The sequence below is a fragment of the Vibrio sp. L5-1 genome, assembly GCF_021728315.1.
Lineage (GTDB): Bacteria > Pseudomonadota > Gammaproteobacteria > Enterobacterales > Vibrionaceae > Vibrio > Vibrio splendidus_K.
In genome coordinates this window covers 1-15,365 of the sequence record NZ_JAKKCQ010000015.1, presented here as the reverse complement: position 1 = coordinate 15,365, position 15,365 = coordinate 1, and the positions used below count along the sequence as shown (strand labels likewise).

Sequence of the window (15,365 nt, the reverse complement as noted above, 5' to 3'; positions counted from 1 at the left end):
GACATCGTTGATCACCGTTGATAAACAAGATGCGATAACACTCAAAATTAACCATGCAATGGCGAAGACCAAAAAGCTCGACATGGACGTTTATCTATTCATCCCCGGTGAACTCGGACTCACTCCCGAAGTACTTTCTGAAAGTGCCTTTTTCTACAGCTCAATTACTCAAAAGCGCGCCTACTACAGTGACAAGACACTGTTACCTTTGGTACACAGTCGCTTGGCAAAACGTGGACGCTTATCAACGACACAGTATCGTGTGAGCTTGAGTTTGTTCGCATATCAATATGTTATTGCTTTAGATAAAGCCGTGAGCAGTTTAAATAAGACTGATAGTGACGACGTAACAGCGGATGAGGTTGATGAAGTCATTGAGCTCGCGTTAGACATCTTGAAGAAGCTTCGCCGAAGTATTCCTTATGAAGAAAACCTCAAACGCTACTACGCAAACATTGATAACTATCTTTCTTGGTACACAGAGCAAAAGTTCTTATCTCTGGTCTCTCATATGCCACGTGGCAGTGAGTACTCGACGATAAAAGAGCGACTCTTGACGCTGTGTGACAAAGAGACAGCCCATCGTAAACTTAATCGCTATAACTCAGCCAAAGTTCGTGAAGACGTAACACGCCTGAGTAACAAGATGCGACTGCTGCGACGTTTGATAGAGCACCCTATCGTACTCAAGGAGAAGACCACCTCCATGGGTAAAAACGTTAAGCGTGCCGTTAAAGGTATTGCGACAGGCTTAGTCATGGTGGTGGTGACGACAACCGTCATATTGGCTCGTGATTTTCTAGGAGAGATTACCGCTTCTTTCATCGTGTCGATGTCATTTATCTACGCACTGCGTGAAATATTTAAAGATGACTTGAGAGACATCCTTTGGCGTTGGCTTCGTAAAGGCAAACCCAAGTGGAAGCGTCGCTACTTTGACCCAACAACCAATAAATCTGTCGGCCACAAGCTTGAATGGTTGGACTATGCGAACTTTTCCAAGTTAGCTGACCGTATTCAATCAATACGCAAGAAACGAGTCGTTCAGCGTGAAGAGCAAGTCTTGCACTATCGTTCACATACCGAGATGTCGACGTCAACATTCATGAGTGGTTACGAAGAGACTCGTGAAACGTTATCGATCAGCCTGAGAGCGCTGACACGCTTGATGGACAAGGGGTCAAATAACGTATATCGCCTGAATGAAGGGCAAGTAAGCCGCGAGTCTGTCGAAAAGCGTCACCTACTCAACCTGATCATTAAAGAGAACAATCACGATACTGAACCGACCTATTACCGTTGGAAAATCGTAATGAACCGTTCAAAGATCGTTGATATCGAGCAAATCACTCAAGAGTCATAGCGTTGTTACGGTATGTGGATACTAGATTCACATACCGCCCTTCCACTCATTCAACGATTGCCCTCTGTTGAACTATGATCTTCAGATTCAAATTCCGACCAACCTTATATTTCCGAGCTAGTTTCTAGAAGGAACTTTCTTAATCGAAAGCGTTAGCGTGAACTCCGCCATTGGTTCGTCGCCATGCAAAGACGGGCAAGTCGCGATTATGGTCACGGGTTGATTCACACGCTCGCCAGTAGACATAGTTTCAGCCAGCATAGTGTTGATCAGCTCACCATCGTTACAAGTGAAGTGTACGTCACCTTCCGGGCGCTTCAAGAAGTTACCTGTCACCTCTTTAAATGCCAACGAGATCTTTTCGCCTTGCTGCTGGGATTTACTCATTGCAAGAAAGCCCCCCGCCACATCAGCACCTACTGCTAACACACCAAAGTACATGCTATTGAGGTGGTTCTTAGTTCGTCTTTTGAGAGGAATTTTCACTTCAACATGTTGATTATCCAGCGCGAGCAGTTTTGGTCGGCATAGCCAGATCAGAGGCACTTTGAAAAAACCAAACATGCTCAAGTAGAAATTTGCTTTTTGTAGAGGGGTCAACATTCGAGTTACCTAGTCAAATAAGTCATCAGACCAGTTAATCGATTAGCGCTAGAGATGTCAAAAAAATGTTACAAAAAAGAGATATCATCGCATAATGATATCTCTTTCATTCTCAAAGCTTTATTGCTTTAAATAAACTCATACAGCAAGTTGATTTATTTAGACAATAAGCTGGTCTATGCAGTCACGACTGTCTCTACACCGTCAAGATCAGCGATGAAGCCTTGTAGACGCGGGTAGTCCACCAAGCCTTGAGTCACAAGCAGGACGGGCTTCTTCGCGTTCAGCGTTGCTTTAACAATCATACTCAACAAGGTAATAACTGCCTCGTTTTGTGGATCAAAAGCGTGTTGCTGAGCTTCATTGTGCTTGTCCACGCCTAAAGTGAAAGACGCTAAGCTATCAACGTTCACTACAACACCATCAAAGTAATGCAGCAATCTTTCGCTCAGTAGCACTGCAGACGGCACATCGCACGAGAACAGTACTTTCAAACCATTAAGGCCTCGCGGTAAGCCTTGCTCTGCAAGCAAATCAATAATCTTAGCGGCATCGCTTAATGCTCGTACATACGGTACAACCACTTCAACGTTAATACCCTGCTCTCGCAACGCTTTAATTACCTGACACTCTAAAGCGAATGCTTTGCTGTACTCTGATGTTGCATAACGAGCAACCCCACGAACACCTAGTGCCGGGTTTATCTCTTCGGCTTCACAGCTACCACCAAGTAGCGAACGGAAGCCATAGCTGTCAGCACTACTTAACGCGATACGAACAGAAGTATGATTTGGCTGAACGGCAGCTTGGATGGCAATCACTAAGGTCGAAACAAAATGCTCATCGACTGTTTTATCGCCAAGGATCGCATCTAAAGAGGTTTTTTCGATATCAGTCAGTGTATCTAAGTGACTTTCAATACTTGGGTGATAGAAGATACGATCCATAACCAATTCAGATAATGAAACGTATAAGTGGTTAGAATTATTATTATCGTTGTAAGAAGGCAGCACATCACCTAAGACTAGTTCTGGGTGCAAAGTGCTTTGATTTTCTTGAGTCATTGCTGCTCCAGCATTTTTATGTTGTGTTCAAACGAAAATACCGATAGCTGCCTGTTAATACAAGTGAAAATCCCTTATTTGACGCTGGCCTGCTGATAAAAATAAGAATATTAGCAATAACAGAGATAACTTTGACTTAAGAGAGTTTATTCCTCTGTTCAATTCCGTTATCTTAACCACTTCGCAATAGAATAAAAAAGCCATCACATGCCATTAAAAACTGATGAGTTGAGAACCCAAGCTCTGGGTCCTATGCCAACTCCTGCCGAACTAGGCAATGCACATCCTATTACTGACGACGTTGCTGAGCGCATTAAAAATTCTCGCCGCCAAATCGAAGATATTCTAACGGGTCGTGATAACCGCCTATTAGTTATCGTAGGCCCTTGCTCTGTTCACGATACAGAAGCGGCACTTGATTACGCTGAGCGTCTAAGTCAGATTCAAGACCAGTACAAAGATGAACTGTTCGTTGTAATGAGAACCTACTTCGAGAAACCTCGTACTGTTGTAGGTTGGAAGGGTTTGATTACCGATCCTAACCTTGATGGGTCATACGCACTTGAAACAGGCTTGAACAAAGCTCGTAAACTTCTACTAGATATCAACAAGCTTGGCCTAGCTACCGCGACTGAATTCCTTGATATGATCACCGGTCAGTACATTGCAGACCTTATCACTTGGGGCGCAATTGGCGCTCGTACGACTGAATCTCAGATTCACCGTGAAATGGCTTCTGCACTGTCTTGCCCAGTTGGTTTCAAGAACGCAACTAACGGCAACATCAAAATTGCTATTGATGCGATTCGTGCTGCGCATGCATCACACTACTTCTACTCTCCAGATAAGAACGGCCGTATGACGGTTTACCGTACTTCTGGCAACCCATACGGTCACGTAATTCTACGTGGTGGTGATAAAGGCCCGAATTTCGATGCTGAATCTGTAGATAACGCATGTAAGCAACTGGCTGAATTCGATCTACCTCAACGTTTGGTTGTAGACTTTAGCCACGCTAACTGTCAGAAACAACACCGTAAACAGTTAGAAGTTGCACAAGACATTTGTGAGCAAATCAAATCTAACAAGAATCAAATTGCAGGCATCATGGCAGAAAGCTTCATTGTTGAAGGTAACCAGCCAATGACAGATATCAATAACCTAGAATACGGCAAGTCTATTACTGACCCATGCCTAAGCTGGGAAGATACTGCAACAATGCTAGATATGCTTGCAACAGCAATTAAAGATAGAAACTTAGCTTAAGGAAATAACACAATGCCATCATTTGACATTATCTCTGAAGTAGAAGCAGTAGAACTGCGTAACGCGGTAGACAACGCAAACCGTGAACTGTCGACTCGTTTCGATTTTCGCGGCGTTGAAGCAAGCTTTGATTACAAAGATGAATCAGTAAAATTGACTGCTCAAGACGATTTTCAACTGAAGCAAATGCGCGATATCCTTCGTAGCAACCTAACAAAGCGTAATGTTGATCCTAACGCGATGGAAGCGAAAGCGGCAGACCAAACAGGTCGCACTTGGCACCAAACGGTTATCTTTAAGCAAGGCATCGAAACGGATGTCGCTAAGAAAATCGTTAAGCTAATCAAAGACAACAAAGTTAAAGTTCAAGCTTCTATCCAAGGCGACAAAGTTCGTGTAACTGGTAAGAAGCGTGATGACCTACAAGCTGTTATGGCTCTAGTTCGCAGCGGTGAACTTGGTCAACCTTTCCAGTTTGACAACTTCCGCGACTAATTTTTGAGTTTGAGCGATTTCTGATTTAGGTTGCTCATTCATCAGCACAATGTCGTGTTCGAAATAGCAAAAAGCCACTTCTTTGGGAAGTGGCTTTTTATTTATCGGGTCAGTCTTATTCAGCGTCTCTAGCCGATTTCAAACAACTAGAAAGCGCTCACTTCAACTAAAATCTATCAACTCAACTGAGCACTTTGGCAACAGACAGTTTAAGGTCTTTGCCGGCCAGTAAATTGAACTCAACACTCGCTGGTGGAATAAAGACACACACTCGCAATTTCTCGGCTCTCGCTTGCTCAAGCTTGGTCGACAGCTCTCCACTGTCAGCATAACCTTCTCTTTCTGCGTCTCGGCGGCACAGGTCGACAAATTCAAATGGACAATCGCTCGGTGAAAGCACTAACTCTGCTTCTTGCATCAAACGTAGGGCCTTCATAGGCAATAACTCAACGTCTTGCTCAAATTCGATCCAAGTTACCTGACCTTCACTATCAACTTGCTCAGTCAGCGACTGTTGATAATACGATTCAAGTTGCTCCCTATCCGTCACTTGATTGATAAAACTGGATGACAAAAAGCGTTCCCAGAATTTGCGGCGTTCATCAACAGTAGGAAAGGACTCCTTAATCGAATTGCGTTTTGATGCACCAAAGTCCGCAATCAAACCTATGTTTTGTGGCAATACCGTTTCGAGTTTTTCTCTAATATTTCTCACCAAAACAGGTGATGCACCCCCACTTGAGATCGCAATTTGGATTCTTCCGCGATTTATCATTGAAGGAGTGATGAAGTCACAATAGGGTAAGTCATCGACCACATTGACAAGAATACCCATTTTTTTTGCATCATTATGTACTTGATGATTTAGGTTTGGGTTGTCTGTTGTTGCCCACACTTGTAAGTAGTTTTTCGAGATAAGTTGTGAAGAGTAAAAATTTTGAATCCAATGTAATTTATTATCATCGACAAGCTGCTTTAAGTAAGGCTCTACCTTTGGGGACACTAACGTGACATCCGCCCCAGCTCTTAACAAGCTATCGACTTTTCGGCAAGCAACCTCACCCCCACCTACCACTAAGATCGGCTTATTTTCTACATCTAAAAACATTGGGAAATAACGCATGTTCTTCCTTGAGGTGACTTCAATAACTATTCAGCCATGCTACCAAATTTGGAGCATATTAATAACTATCCAAGTGCAATAAAAATATTTATTCACCAAATTTCAATCTTTCTGAAGTTTAATGTTTCATCATTGTGACATTGATTCAGAATATTAACCTAGTCAATTGTCAATATAAAAATCTAAATCTCGTTGCACCAACAGTGTGAAGCGCTGCACTATTTACATTAAGTTAACATTTGGTCATTCTAATTGTGTTCGGATTTGTGATTTCATTCAAAATTCTTTTTAAATTATACATTTGTGAAAGTACAGATCCTTTCCTAACCTTATAAATAGTTGTTTAAATCGCACACAGTTTCATTTGCAAAATGCAACCAGTTTGATTTGAGTAACAAGGTCATAGAAAACGCAACACATATAGAAAAACTCAAATGAGCACGAGTATCAGGTGTCACCTGGTTAACAAGGAAGGATACAAATGACAAATAAACTAACACTTCTTGCTTCAGTAGTAGCTGCATCAACTGCGATGATGGCAACATCAGCATCAGCGGCAGAAAGCACTCTTGACAAAGTCACATCTCAAGGTTTTCTAACTTGTGGTGTAAGTACCGGTCTTCCAGGGTTCTCTAACCCTAACTCAAAAGGTGAATGGGAAGGAATTGATGTTGAGTATTGTCAAGCTCTTGCAGCGGCTGTACTCGGTGACAAAACTAAAGTTAAGTATGTACCTCTTACCGCTAAAGAACGTTTTACCGCGCTTCAATCTGGCGAAATCGACGTACTATCTCGTAACACAACATGGACACTACATCGTGACACTGCTCTAGGTCTGAACTTCGTAGGCGTTAACTACTACGATGGTCAAGGCTTCATGGTTAAGAAAGAACTAGGTCTTACAAGTGCTCAAGAACTTGATGGCGCTTCTGTATGTGTTCAATCAGGTACAACAACTGAACTTAACCTAGCCGATTACTTCCGAAACAGTGGCATGTCTTACAAGCCGGTGGTATTCGATACGGCAGCACAAACATCTAAAGGTTTCGACGCGGGTCGTTGTGATGTGCTAACGACTGACCAATCTGGTCTATACGCACTTCGCCTAAACTTAGCTGATCCTAAATCTGCACAGGTACTTCCTGAAATCATCTCTAAAGAGCCATTAGGCCCTGTTGTTCGTCAAGATGATGACAAGTGGTTCAACGTTGCTAAATGGACACTTTCAGCAATGATTAACGCGGAAGAGTACGGTATCTCGTCTAAGAATGCTGACGAAATGCTTAAGTCAAAAGATCCAAACATCAAACGTATTCTTGGTGTTGACGGTCCTAAAGGCAAAGGCCTTGGTATTCGTGACGATTGGGGTTACCAAGTCATTAAACAAGTTGGTAACTACGGTGAGAGCTTCGAACGTACTGTTGGTACAGGTTCACCACTACAGATCTCTCGTGGCGTAAACGCACTATGGAATGCGGGCGGCTTTATGTACGCTCCACCAATCCGTTAATAAATTTACAAGCATCAATTAGGGGCGGACTTTTCCGCCCTATTTATTAAATGGATTTGAGGTTATAGCAGTATGAAACCTAATGAAACTATTTCTCCAGCTCAGGCAAAGCCACAGCCCAAAAGTGCCAACCTGTTTTACAACCCCACTTTTCGCTCAATTGTTTTCCAAATTATCGCCGTCGGGGCGCTTTGTGCTTTCTTTTACACGATTGTAAATAATGCACTCACTAACTTAGATTCCCGTGGTATCGCCACTGGTTTTGATTTTTTATCCCAAGAAGCTGGTTTTGGTATCGGCTTAACACTGATTGAATACGACGAAACATTCTCATACGGTCGTACCTTCTTTATCGGTCTTCTCAATACCGCTTTAGTTTCTGTACTCGGCATCATGTTAGCCACGGTACTGGGCTTTAGTATGGGTATTGCAAGGCTCTCTTCAAATTGGTTAGTTAGCCGATTTGCAGCTATCTATATTGAGATATTCCGAAACATCCCTCTTCTGTTGCAAATCTTTTTCTGGTATTTCGCCGTTCTACAAGCCTTACCTTCTGCTCGTCAAAGTATGAGCCTTGGTGAAGCCATTTTCTTGAACGTACGTGGTTTGTACTTCCCTGCACCAGTGTTAGAGCAAGGCAGTAGCATCGTGATCGCCTCATTGATTACTGGTGTCATCGCTACTTTTGTTATCAACATATGGGCTAATAACAAGCAAAAGCTAACCGGCCAACAAACACCAATGTTGCGAATTGCTGCGGCGCTGATTGTGGGCTTACCATTGGTAACTTACTTTGTTATGGGCATGCCTATCTCTGCGGAGTACCCTGTTTTGAAAGGGTTTAACTTCAAAGGCGGTATTAGCATCATCCCTGAACTGGCTGCGTTGATGCTTGCTTTAAGTATCTACACAGCAGCGTTCATCGCCGAGATTGTGCGTTCAGGTATTAACGCGGTAAACCATGGGCAAACAGAGGCTGCGATGTCTCTAGGTCTCCCTAGAACACGAACCCTCAAGTTGGTGATTATTCCACAAGCATTAAGAATTATCATTCCACCATTAACCAGTCAGTATTTGAATCTGACCAAAAACTCATCACTTGCGATGGCCATTGGTTATCCTGATCTTGTGTCTGTATTTGCAGGGACAACATTGAACCAAACTGGACAAGCTATCGAAGTAATCGCGATGACAATGGGCGTCTACCTGACTCTAAGCCTATTAACATCCGCTCTAATGAACATATACAACCGCAAAGTAGCGTTGGTGGAGAGATAAGATGAGTACACATCAATTTCAACCTGATCTTCCGCCTCCAGCGAATACTGTTGGACCTGTCGGTTGGTTAAGAAAAAATCTATTTAATGGACCAATTAACAGTGTCGTCACTGTGGTCCTTGGTTATTTTGCTTTCACTTTATTGTGGGCAATAGCAGATTGGGCATTCATTAATGCTGATTGGATAGGAACAACTCGAGATGCCTGTACAAGTGATGGGGCATGTTGGGTTTTCATTAGTGTTCGTTGGGACCAATTCATGTATGGCTTCTATCCAGAAGCTGAACTGTGGCGCCCTCGCCTTTTCTACGCAACGTTAGCTATTTTTGTCGTTTTGTTAGCTTACGAAAAAACACCTAAGCGCACGTGGATTTGGTTGTTCTTCGTAAACATCTACCCGTTTATCATTGCTGGCTTACTATACGGTGGTGTATTTGGACTAGAGGTTGTTGATACCCATAAATGGGGCGGTCTACTGGTTACGCTGATCATCGCACTTGTTGGTATTGTAGTGTCACTTCCTATTGGCGTTGCACTGGCACTTGGGCGTCGTTCAGAGATGCCGATCATCCGCAGTATGTGTACCGTTTACATCGAAATTTGGCGTGGTGTACCGCTGATTACGGTTCTATTTATGGCCTCGGTAATGCTTCCGCTCTTTTTATCAGAAGGGATGGAAACCGATAAACTGATCAGAGCGTTGGTTGGGGTAGTACTATTTAGTGCGGCTTATATGGCAGAGGTAATCCGTGGTGGTTTGCAAGCAATACCAAAAGGTCAATACGAAGCCGCTGATGCTTTAGGGTTGAGCTACTGGAAAAAAACAGGGCTTATCATTCTACCTCAAGCTCTTAAAATCACGATTCCTTCAATTGTGAATACCTTTATTGGTTTGTTCAAAGATACCAGTCTGGTTTTAATTATCGGTATGTTTGATGTATTGGGAATTGGCCAAGCCGCGAATACCGATCCTGAATGGCTTGGGTTTTCAACAGAAAGTTATGTATTTGTCGCGTTAGTGTTCTGGGTGTTTTGTTTTGGCATGTCGAGATACTCGATTTGGCTAGAAAACAGACTTCACACCGGTCACAAACGATAATTAACAAGATCAAGGACGTATTATGACGCAGCAAACAGAAAACAACTCTCAAGGTCTTATGATCGAGTTAAAAGACATGAACAAGTGGTACGGTGAGTTCCACGTTCTTAAAAACATCAATTTGGAAGTTAGAAAAGGCGAGAAAATTGTAATTTGTGGCCCTTCCGGTTCAGGTAAATCCACGATGATTCGCTGTATCAACCGGTTAGAAGAGCACCAAAAAGGTCATATCTTTGTATCCGGTAATGAGCTGACGGAAGACCTGAAAAACATTGAAGCCGTTCGCCGCGATGTGGGTATGTGTTTCCAGCATTTCAACTTGTTCCCTCACCTAACGGTATTGGAAAACTGCACCCTAGCACCAATCTGGGTGAAGAAGATGCCGAAAGAAGAAGCCGAAGCGATCGCGATGAAATTCCTCGAACGTGTAAAAATACCAGAGCAAGCGGATAAGTTCCCAGGCCAACTGTCTGGTGGCCAACAACAACGTGTAGCAATCGCTCGTTCTTTATGTATGAACCCTCAAGTCATGTTGTTTGATGAACCAACCTCGGCACTCGACCCGGAAATGGTTCGTGAAGTACTAGACGTTATGGTTGAGCTTGCCGAAGAAGGCATGACGATGTTGTGTGTAACGCACGAGATGGGTTTTGCTAAAGAAGTTGCCGATCGCGTTATCTTTATGGATGCAGGTGAAATCATAGAAGAGAACAACCCTGTCGACTTCTTTGAAAACCCACAATCGGACAGAACGCAGAACTTCTTGAGCCAAATCTTGCACCATTAATGTGTTATGATGCATAAACTATAGAGGCGGCCTAGGTCGCCTCTTTATTTTTCAAGGTTATAGATAGTTTTTCAAAGGTTATAAATCATTAGCCAGTAACTATAAAAGTTTGAACATCGAGTATTAGCGACACTTTATACGTCATTAGAAACATTTTGTTACACCTTAAGAAACACTTAACCGACTATTTTGATTATTATTTTAGGTATACAAAAGGAATGAAAGACTTGATTTTTCGAACTTTCAGCCCCATAAATGTACTAATAACTATTGAAGTCACCTTACGAGGAAGATTATGAACAGCCCTATGTTTTCACGCACAGCATCTCAAGAAAGTGCTCTGCAAACCAATAAAGTGTTGCGTAACACCTACGCACTACTGTCTATGACACTGCTTTGGTCTGCTGTAGTAGCAGGCGTATCTATGGCGATGAACCTTCCTCGCCCTGGTCTTATCATTATGCTAGTTGGTTTCTACGGCCTACTGTTCCTAACAGAAAAGAACCGTGACAACAGCATGGGTCTAGTCTTCACATTCCTATTTACAGGTTTCTTAGGCTACACCATTGGTCCAATCTTAAACATGTACGTTGGCGCAGGCATGGGTGATGTCATCCTTACTGCACTTGGTGGTACAGCATTAGCATTTATGGGTGCATCAGCTTACGCACTGACGACTAAACGTGACCTTTCATTCCTTAACGGTATGCTAATGGCTGGTTTTGTTGTTCTGCTAGTAGGGATGGTTGCAAACATCTTCCTACAAATGCCTCTACTGTCTTTAGCAATGAGCGGTATGTTCATCCTATTCTCGACTGGTGTTATTTTGCTAACAACGCAAAGCATCATCCGCGGCGGTGAAACAAACTACATCTCAGCAACGATTAGCTTGTATGTTTCTATCTACAACATCTTCATCAGCCTACTGAGCATCTTAGGTATTATGAACAGCAACGACTAATCATAGTTCGTTCAAAATTGAGCCCAAGAGCCTGTCTCTTGGGCTTTTTTGTATCTATAGTTGCAATATTCCCAGAGATAACGACGATATTTCTTGAGAAAGGCAAACGTGGTCATGTACCCTATTTACTGAGTTAAACTGATTCTGGACTAAACATGTTTGAATATAATGGCAAACAAATTGAAACCGACGCTCAAGGCTACCTATTGGACTACACACAATGGGAAGAAGGTATGATTGAGATTCTTGCTCAAGACGAGGCGATTGAACTGACTGATGCGCACTTAGAAGTGGTCCATTTTGTAAGAAGCTTTTACGAAGAGTTCAAAACCTCTCCAGCTGTTCGTATGCTCGTTAAAGCGATGGAAAAAGCGCACGGCCCAGAGAAAGGTAACAGTAAGTACCTATTCAAATTGTTCAAGAAAGGCCCCGCTAAACAAGCAACCAAGCTCGCGGGTTTACCTAAACCAGCAAAATGCTTGTAAAGCTTAAACAACTTTAGGTTACTCTCAAGGCAAATACTGTAGTGCGCTAGCTACAGTATTTTAAACTCCCCTATACGTACACCCTGCCGCTCACTTTCTTTAACTTGATGCATAACTACATGGTTTACTGTCGCACTCGAAGGGCCAATATTGAGCCAAGCGTGTAACTTCTCTATTTCCTCACCCTTTCCGACAGCCAACACTTCAACTCGGCCATCATTTAGGTTCTTTGCATAGCCTGAAATGCCCAGAACTTGTGCTTGCCTACTGGTGTGATAGCGAAAACCAACACACTGAACTACGCCTGATACGACAAAAATATATTGTGAACTTTCCATAACGTTGCCTCATAAATTGTATGAATGATATAGTTGCGACTCTATTCATTCACCGCTTATTGGTGGACTTACTTCGAGTATAACGATTATGAAAGAAATCCCATTTCGTTGGATTGACAAATATCTCATTCACCTAAAAATCCAAGAAAAGTTCTATCTACTCTTCTTATTACCTCTTCTCGCCCTGGTTATATTAACTCTTGTTTTAGATAGCGCCGCAGATTCTTTACTTGCTCATCTTTATCAAGAAGAAATGCTCTTGATGAAAGGACTTATCGAAGCGGGTCAACTGACGAAAGATCAAGTTGCTCAACTTGTCAGTAATTCTGAAACCATCTCTTTAGGCTATGGTGTTGGTTCCGTCTCAGTTATGAACGGTGCATTCAGCTTAGTTGCAAACCATGACCAAAACTTATGGTCAGCTCTATCTACGACTCAGGTTTCAATTATCGCAGTAACCCTAACGCTTATCGCGCTGGGTGTTTACTACATCATGACTTTCATCGGCGGCGCAATGTTCTCTATGAACAAGGCGTTAAGCACGCTAGCGAGCGGTGACCTCACCTGTCGTATGAACTACTTCCTCGTTCGTGATGAGTTCAGTGAAATCGCAATTACTATTGATAAAGTAGCAGAACGTGAACAAAACATGGTTCTATCAATCCAAGAGTCTGTCGCACTCATGCAGCAGATCAGTTCTGACTTAAACCAGTCGACACAACAGAGCTCAGACATCTCGGGTAACCAACAAGAACACCTGAATAGTTTAGCAAGTGCAACGGAACAAATGGCAGCTACGATTCGTGAAGTCGCTACCCTTGCTCATGAGTCTAGCTCTCAAACTATGGACGCTCGCGGTGTTGCACAGAGTGGCCAAGTAAAAGTTTCGAATACATTAAAATCTATCTCAAGCCTATCTCAAGAAATTCAATCAGCTTCGCAAGCGGTAGAAGAGCTTGATGCTAACGCAGCGCAAATTGATGAAGTGGTCGCAACCATCAATGGCATCTCTGAACAAACTAACCTATTAGCCCTGAATGCTGCCATTGAAGCTGCACGTGCTGGCGAGCAAGGTCGTGGATTTGCTGTTGTTGCCGATGAAGTCCGTGCCCTTGCAGGAAGAACACAGCAAGCAACGGTTGAAATCCAGAGCATGATCGAATCATTACAACGTAACAGTCAATCACTGACAAAATTGATGGAAGTGACTGTTAGCAATGCTAACGAAGGTCAAACACTGATGTCGGAAGTGAACGTTGAGATCGGCTCGTTAGCTGAAAAGAACCAATCTATTTCTGATAGCAGTACTCAAATTGCTACTGCAGCTGAAGAGCAAGGTGTTGTTGCAGATAACATTGCGCAAAGTGTCGAAGAGATTCGTCATCAATCAGACAGCATCTGTGAAATGATCAGTAAGAGTAATGTAAATGTTGACCAACTTCGTAAGCAAAGCGATACGATGGAAGGTTTGCTGACAGGTCTCAAAGCTTAATACTGATATCTAACCACTATGTGTTAATTAATCATTACTAGGGCTGCTTCTGCAGCCCTTTCTTATTTGCTTTTCCCTTGTACTTCCCCGACAATACCCCTCCTTCAAATTCAACAAACAGAGTAAATTATGACTCCTTCAATTCATCTAGCTAAAGGCCGAGATAAATCACTACGCCGTAAACACCCTTGGGTATTTTCACGCGGTATCGATAAGGTCGAAGGCGAACCACAACAAGGTGAAACTGTAGACGTATATGCTCAAAATGGTCAGTGGCTCGCAAAAGCAGCTTACTCACCAGAATCTCAAATTCGCGCTCGTGTTTGGACATTTGAAAAAGAAGAAATCAATAAAGCGTTTTTCATCAAAAGATTTAAAGACGCACAATCACTACGTGACGATATCATCGAACGTGACGGCCTAACGGGGTACCGATTAACAGCGGCTGAATCTGACGGCCTGCCAGGTATTACTATCGACAAGTACCAAGACTTCTTAGTTTGCCAACTACTGAGTGCTGGCGCGGAATTCAACAAAAGCGTTATCGTTGAAGCTTTAGTTGAATGCTTCCCTGAGTGTAATATTTACGAACGCTCTGACGTAGCGGTTCGTAAAAAAGAAGGTTTAGAGCAAACCGTCGGCGTACTGTATGGCGAAGAGCCACCTAAGTCAGTAGTCATTGAAGAAAACGGCGTGAAGATCAGCGTGAACATTATGGAAGGCCACAAAACGGGCTTCTACATGGACCAACGTGATAGTCGCAAAGAATCTATGAAGTACGTTAAAGGCAAAGATGTCCTTAACTGTTTCTCATACACCGGTGGCTTTGGCCTTTACGCACTTAAAGGCGACGCGAAGCGTGTGATCAACGCAGACGTATCTCAACTTGCTCTTGATACAGCTAAGTTCAACGCTGAACTTAACGAGTTTGATATCTCGAAAAAGCGTGCTGTATTCCTAAACGCTGACGTATTCAAACTACTTCGCGAATACCGTGACCAGGGCACTAAGTTTGACGTAGTGATCATGGATCCACCAAAGTTTGTTTCAAGCAAAAACAACCTAACTTCAGGCGCTAACGGCTACAAAGACGTTAACATGCTAGCAATGCAAATCCTGAAGCCAGGTGGAACACTACTCACCTACTCTTGCTCAGGTTTGATGGGGGCTGACTTATTCCAAAAGATCATTGCTGATGCCGCTCTAGATGCGGGCAGAACAGTGAAGTTTGTTGAACGCTTCGAGCAAGCTGCCGATCACTTGATCGATACAGCTTACCCAGAAGGTTTCTACCTAAAAGGTTTTGCTTGTAAGGTACTTTAATTTTTGTGCTTTAGAGTCTAGCTTTTATAGCAAAACAGACGTATTAAAAAAGTAATGCCGATCGTTTAAGAAGACTTGAACGATCCTGCAGTTAGAAGATAATCCTCATCAACAATGTTGATGGGGATTTTTTATGCTTGAACAAGAATTAGCAATGGCACACGAGACCATTGAAGAT

The 15,365-nt window shown here is 42.9% G+C and carries 15 protein-coding genes; 11 read left to right on the top strand and 4 right to left on the bottom strand.

Going from position 1 to position 15,365, the window contains the following annotated elements:
• Positions 1-7: 7 nt before the first annotated feature.
• Positions 8-1,363, top strand: a complete 1,356-nt coding sequence (locus tag L3V35_RS24435; RefSeq protein WP_004733628.1) for a hypothetical protein — start codon at positions 8-10, stop codon at positions 1,361-1,363.
• Between the two features lie 117 nt (positions 1,364-1,480).
• Here the strand turns inward: L3V35_RS24435 and L3V35_RS24430 are convergent, their stop codons facing one another.
• Together L3V35_RS24430 and L3V35_RS24425 are read right to left on the bottom strand one after the other, a co-directional pair.
• Entirely contained in the window at positions 1,481-1,966 is a 486-nt protein-coding gene (locus tag L3V35_RS24430) for a DUF4442 domain-containing protein (protein WP_054547707.1), read from the bottom strand.
• 176 nt (positions 1,967-2,142) lie between these two features.
• The gene (locus tag L3V35_RS24425) at positions 2,143-3,030 is read right to left on the bottom strand and encodes a putative PEP-binding protein (RefSeq protein ID WP_004733630.1); all 888 of its coding nucleotides are present in this window, start codon (positions 3,028-3,030) and stop codon (positions 2,143-2,145) included.
• A gap of 207 nt (positions 3,031-3,237) precedes the next feature.
• Between L3V35_RS24425 and L3V35_RS24420 the strand changes: the two genes are divergently transcribed.
• Together L3V35_RS24420 and L3V35_RS24415 are read left to right on the top strand one after the other, a co-directional pair.
• Complete coding sequence (locus tag L3V35_RS24420; RefSeq protein ID WP_017077204.1) at positions 3,238-4,296, top strand: 3-deoxy-7-phosphoheptulonate synthase; 1,059 nt, start codon at positions 3,238-3,240, stop codon at positions 4,294-4,296.
• A gap of 12 nt (positions 4,297-4,308) precedes the next feature.
• The gene (locus tag L3V35_RS24415) at positions 4,309-4,791 is read left to right on the top strand and encodes a YajQ family cyclic di-GMP-binding protein (RefSeq protein WP_004733632.1); all 483 of its coding nucleotides are present in this window, start codon (positions 4,309-4,311) and stop codon (positions 4,789-4,791) included.
• A gap of 181 nt (positions 4,792-4,972) precedes the next feature.
• On the opposite strand, the gene L3V35_RS24410 is transcribed toward L3V35_RS24415, so the two are convergent.
• Positions 4,973-5,914: a bifunctional precorrin-2 dehydrogenase/sirohydrochlorin ferrochelatase gene (locus tag L3V35_RS24410; RefSeq protein WP_017082223.1), complete on the bottom strand. Its 942-nt coding sequence runs from the start codon at positions 5,912-5,914 to the stop codon at positions 4,973-4,975.
• Positions 5,915-6,395: 481 nt separating this feature from the next.
• Here L3V35_RS24410 and L3V35_RS24405 point away from each other — a divergent pair, with 481 nt between their 5' ends.
• The 6 genes from L3V35_RS24405 (at position 6,396) to L3V35_RS24380 (ending at position 12,034) form a co-directional block, all read left to right on the top strand.
• Positions 6,396-7,424 carry an amino acid ABC transporter substrate-binding protein gene (locus L3V35_RS24405; RefSeq protein WP_004733634.1) on the top strand — a complete coding sequence of 343 codons (1,029 nt, stop codon included), beginning with the start codon at positions 6,396-6,398 and terminating at the stop codon, positions 7,422-7,424.
• Positions 7,425-7,496: 72 nt separating this feature from the next.
• Positions 7,497-8,702, top strand: coding sequence for an amino acid ABC transporter permease (locus L3V35_RS24400; protein WP_054547706.1), 1,206 nt, complete (start codon positions 7,497-7,499; stop codon positions 8,700-8,702).
• Position 8,703: 1 nt separating this feature from the next.
• Positions 8,704-9,801: an amino acid ABC transporter permease gene (locus L3V35_RS24395; protein WP_004733636.1), complete on the top strand. Its 1,098-nt coding sequence runs from the start codon at positions 8,704-8,706 to the stop codon at positions 9,799-9,801.
• 22 nt (positions 9,802-9,823) lie between these two features.
• Complete coding sequence (locus L3V35_RS24390; protein ID WP_004733637.1) at positions 9,824-10,588, top strand: amino acid ABC transporter ATP-binding protein; 765 nt, start codon at positions 9,824-9,826, stop codon at positions 10,586-10,588.
• A gap of 295 nt (positions 10,589-10,883) precedes the next feature.
• A complete protein-coding gene (locus tag L3V35_RS24385; RefSeq protein WP_016767698.1) occupies positions 10,884-11,549 on the top strand; it encodes a Bax inhibitor-1/YccA family protein in 666 nt (221 codons plus the stop codon).
• A 155-nt stretch (positions 11,550-11,704) separates the two neighbouring features.
• Complete coding sequence (locus tag L3V35_RS24380; protein WP_004733621.1) at positions 11,705-12,034, top strand: TusE/DsrC/DsvC family sulfur relay protein; 330 nt, start codon at positions 11,705-11,707, stop codon at positions 12,032-12,034.
• 50 nt (positions 12,035-12,084) lie between these two features.
• On the opposite strand, the gene yccX is transcribed toward L3V35_RS24380, so the two are convergent.
• Complete coding sequence (gene yccX / locus L3V35_RS24375; protein WP_065205167.1) at positions 12,085-12,372, bottom strand: acylphosphatase; 288 nt, start codon at positions 12,370-12,372, stop codon at positions 12,085-12,087.
• Positions 12,373-12,460: 88 nt separating this feature from the next.
• Between yccX and L3V35_RS24370 the strand changes: the two genes are divergently transcribed.
• Together L3V35_RS24370 and L3V35_RS24365 are read left to right on the top strand one after the other, a co-directional pair.
• Positions 12,461-13,864 (top strand): methyl-accepting chemotaxis protein, encoded by a 1,404-nt coding sequence (locus tag L3V35_RS24370; protein ID WP_054547704.1) that lies wholly within the window; start codon positions 12,461-12,463, stop codon positions 13,862-13,864.
• Between the two features lie 129 nt (positions 13,865-13,993).
• On the top strand, positions 13,994-15,187 hold the full coding sequence (locus L3V35_RS24365) for a class I SAM-dependent methyltransferase (protein ID WP_054547703.1): 1,194 nt from the start codon (positions 13,994-13,996) through the stop codon (positions 15,185-15,187).
• The last annotated feature ends 178 nt before the right edge of the window (positions 15,188-15,365 follow it).

Excerpts from the sequence above, each read along its gene's own strand:
- L3V35_RS24400 (WP_054547706.1), top strand. The coding sequence starts at position 7,497 with ATGAAACCTAATGAAACTATTTCTCCAGCTCAGGCAAAGCCACAGCCC.
- L3V35_RS24390 (WP_004733637.1), top strand. The coding sequence starts at position 9,824 with ATGACGCAGCAAACAGAAAACAACTCTCAAGGTCTTATGATCGAGTTA.
- L3V35_RS24370 (WP_054547704.1), top strand. The coding sequence starts at position 12,461 with ATGAAAGAAATCCCATTTCGTTGGATTGACAAATATCTCATTCACCTA.
- yccX (WP_065205167.1), bottom strand. The coding sequence starts at position 12,372 with ATGGAAAGTTCACAATATATTTTTGTCGTATCAGGCGTAGTTCAGTGT.
- L3V35_RS24405 (WP_004733634.1), top strand. The coding sequence starts at position 6,396 with ATGACAAATAAACTAACACTTCTTGCTTCAGTAGTAGCTGCATCAACT.
- L3V35_RS24415 (WP_004733632.1), top strand. The coding sequence starts at position 4,309 with ATGCCATCATTTGACATTATCTCTGAAGTAGAAGCAGTAGAACTGCGT.
- L3V35_RS24395 (WP_004733636.1), top strand. The coding sequence starts at position 8,704 with ATGAGTACACATCAATTTCAACCTGATCTTCCGCCTCCAGCGAATACT.
- L3V35_RS24365 (WP_054547703.1), top strand. The coding sequence starts at position 13,994 with ATGACTCCTTCAATTCATCTAGCTAAAGGCCGAGATAAATCACTACGC.
- L3V35_RS24410 (WP_017082223.1), bottom strand. The coding sequence starts at position 5,914 with ATGCGTTATTTCCCAATGTTTTTAGATGTAGAAAATAAGCCGATCTTA.
- L3V35_RS24420 (WP_017077204.1), top strand. The coding sequence starts at position 3,238 with ATGCCATTAAAAACTGATGAGTTGAGAACCCAAGCTCTGGGTCCTATG.
- L3V35_RS24430 (WP_054547707.1), bottom strand. The coding sequence starts at position 1,966 with ATGTTGACCCCTCTACAAAAAGCAAATTTCTACTTGAGCATGTTTGGT.
- L3V35_RS24425 (WP_004733630.1), bottom strand. The coding sequence starts at position 3,030 with ATGACTCAAGAAAATCAAAGCACTTTGCACCCAGAACTAGTCTTAGGT.
- L3V35_RS24385 (WP_016767698.1), top strand. The coding sequence starts at position 10,884 with ATGAACAGCCCTATGTTTTCACGCACAGCATCTCAAGAAAGTGCTCTG.
- L3V35_RS24380 (WP_004733621.1), top strand. The coding sequence starts at position 11,705 with ATGTTTGAATATAATGGCAAACAAATTGAAACCGACGCTCAAGGCTAC.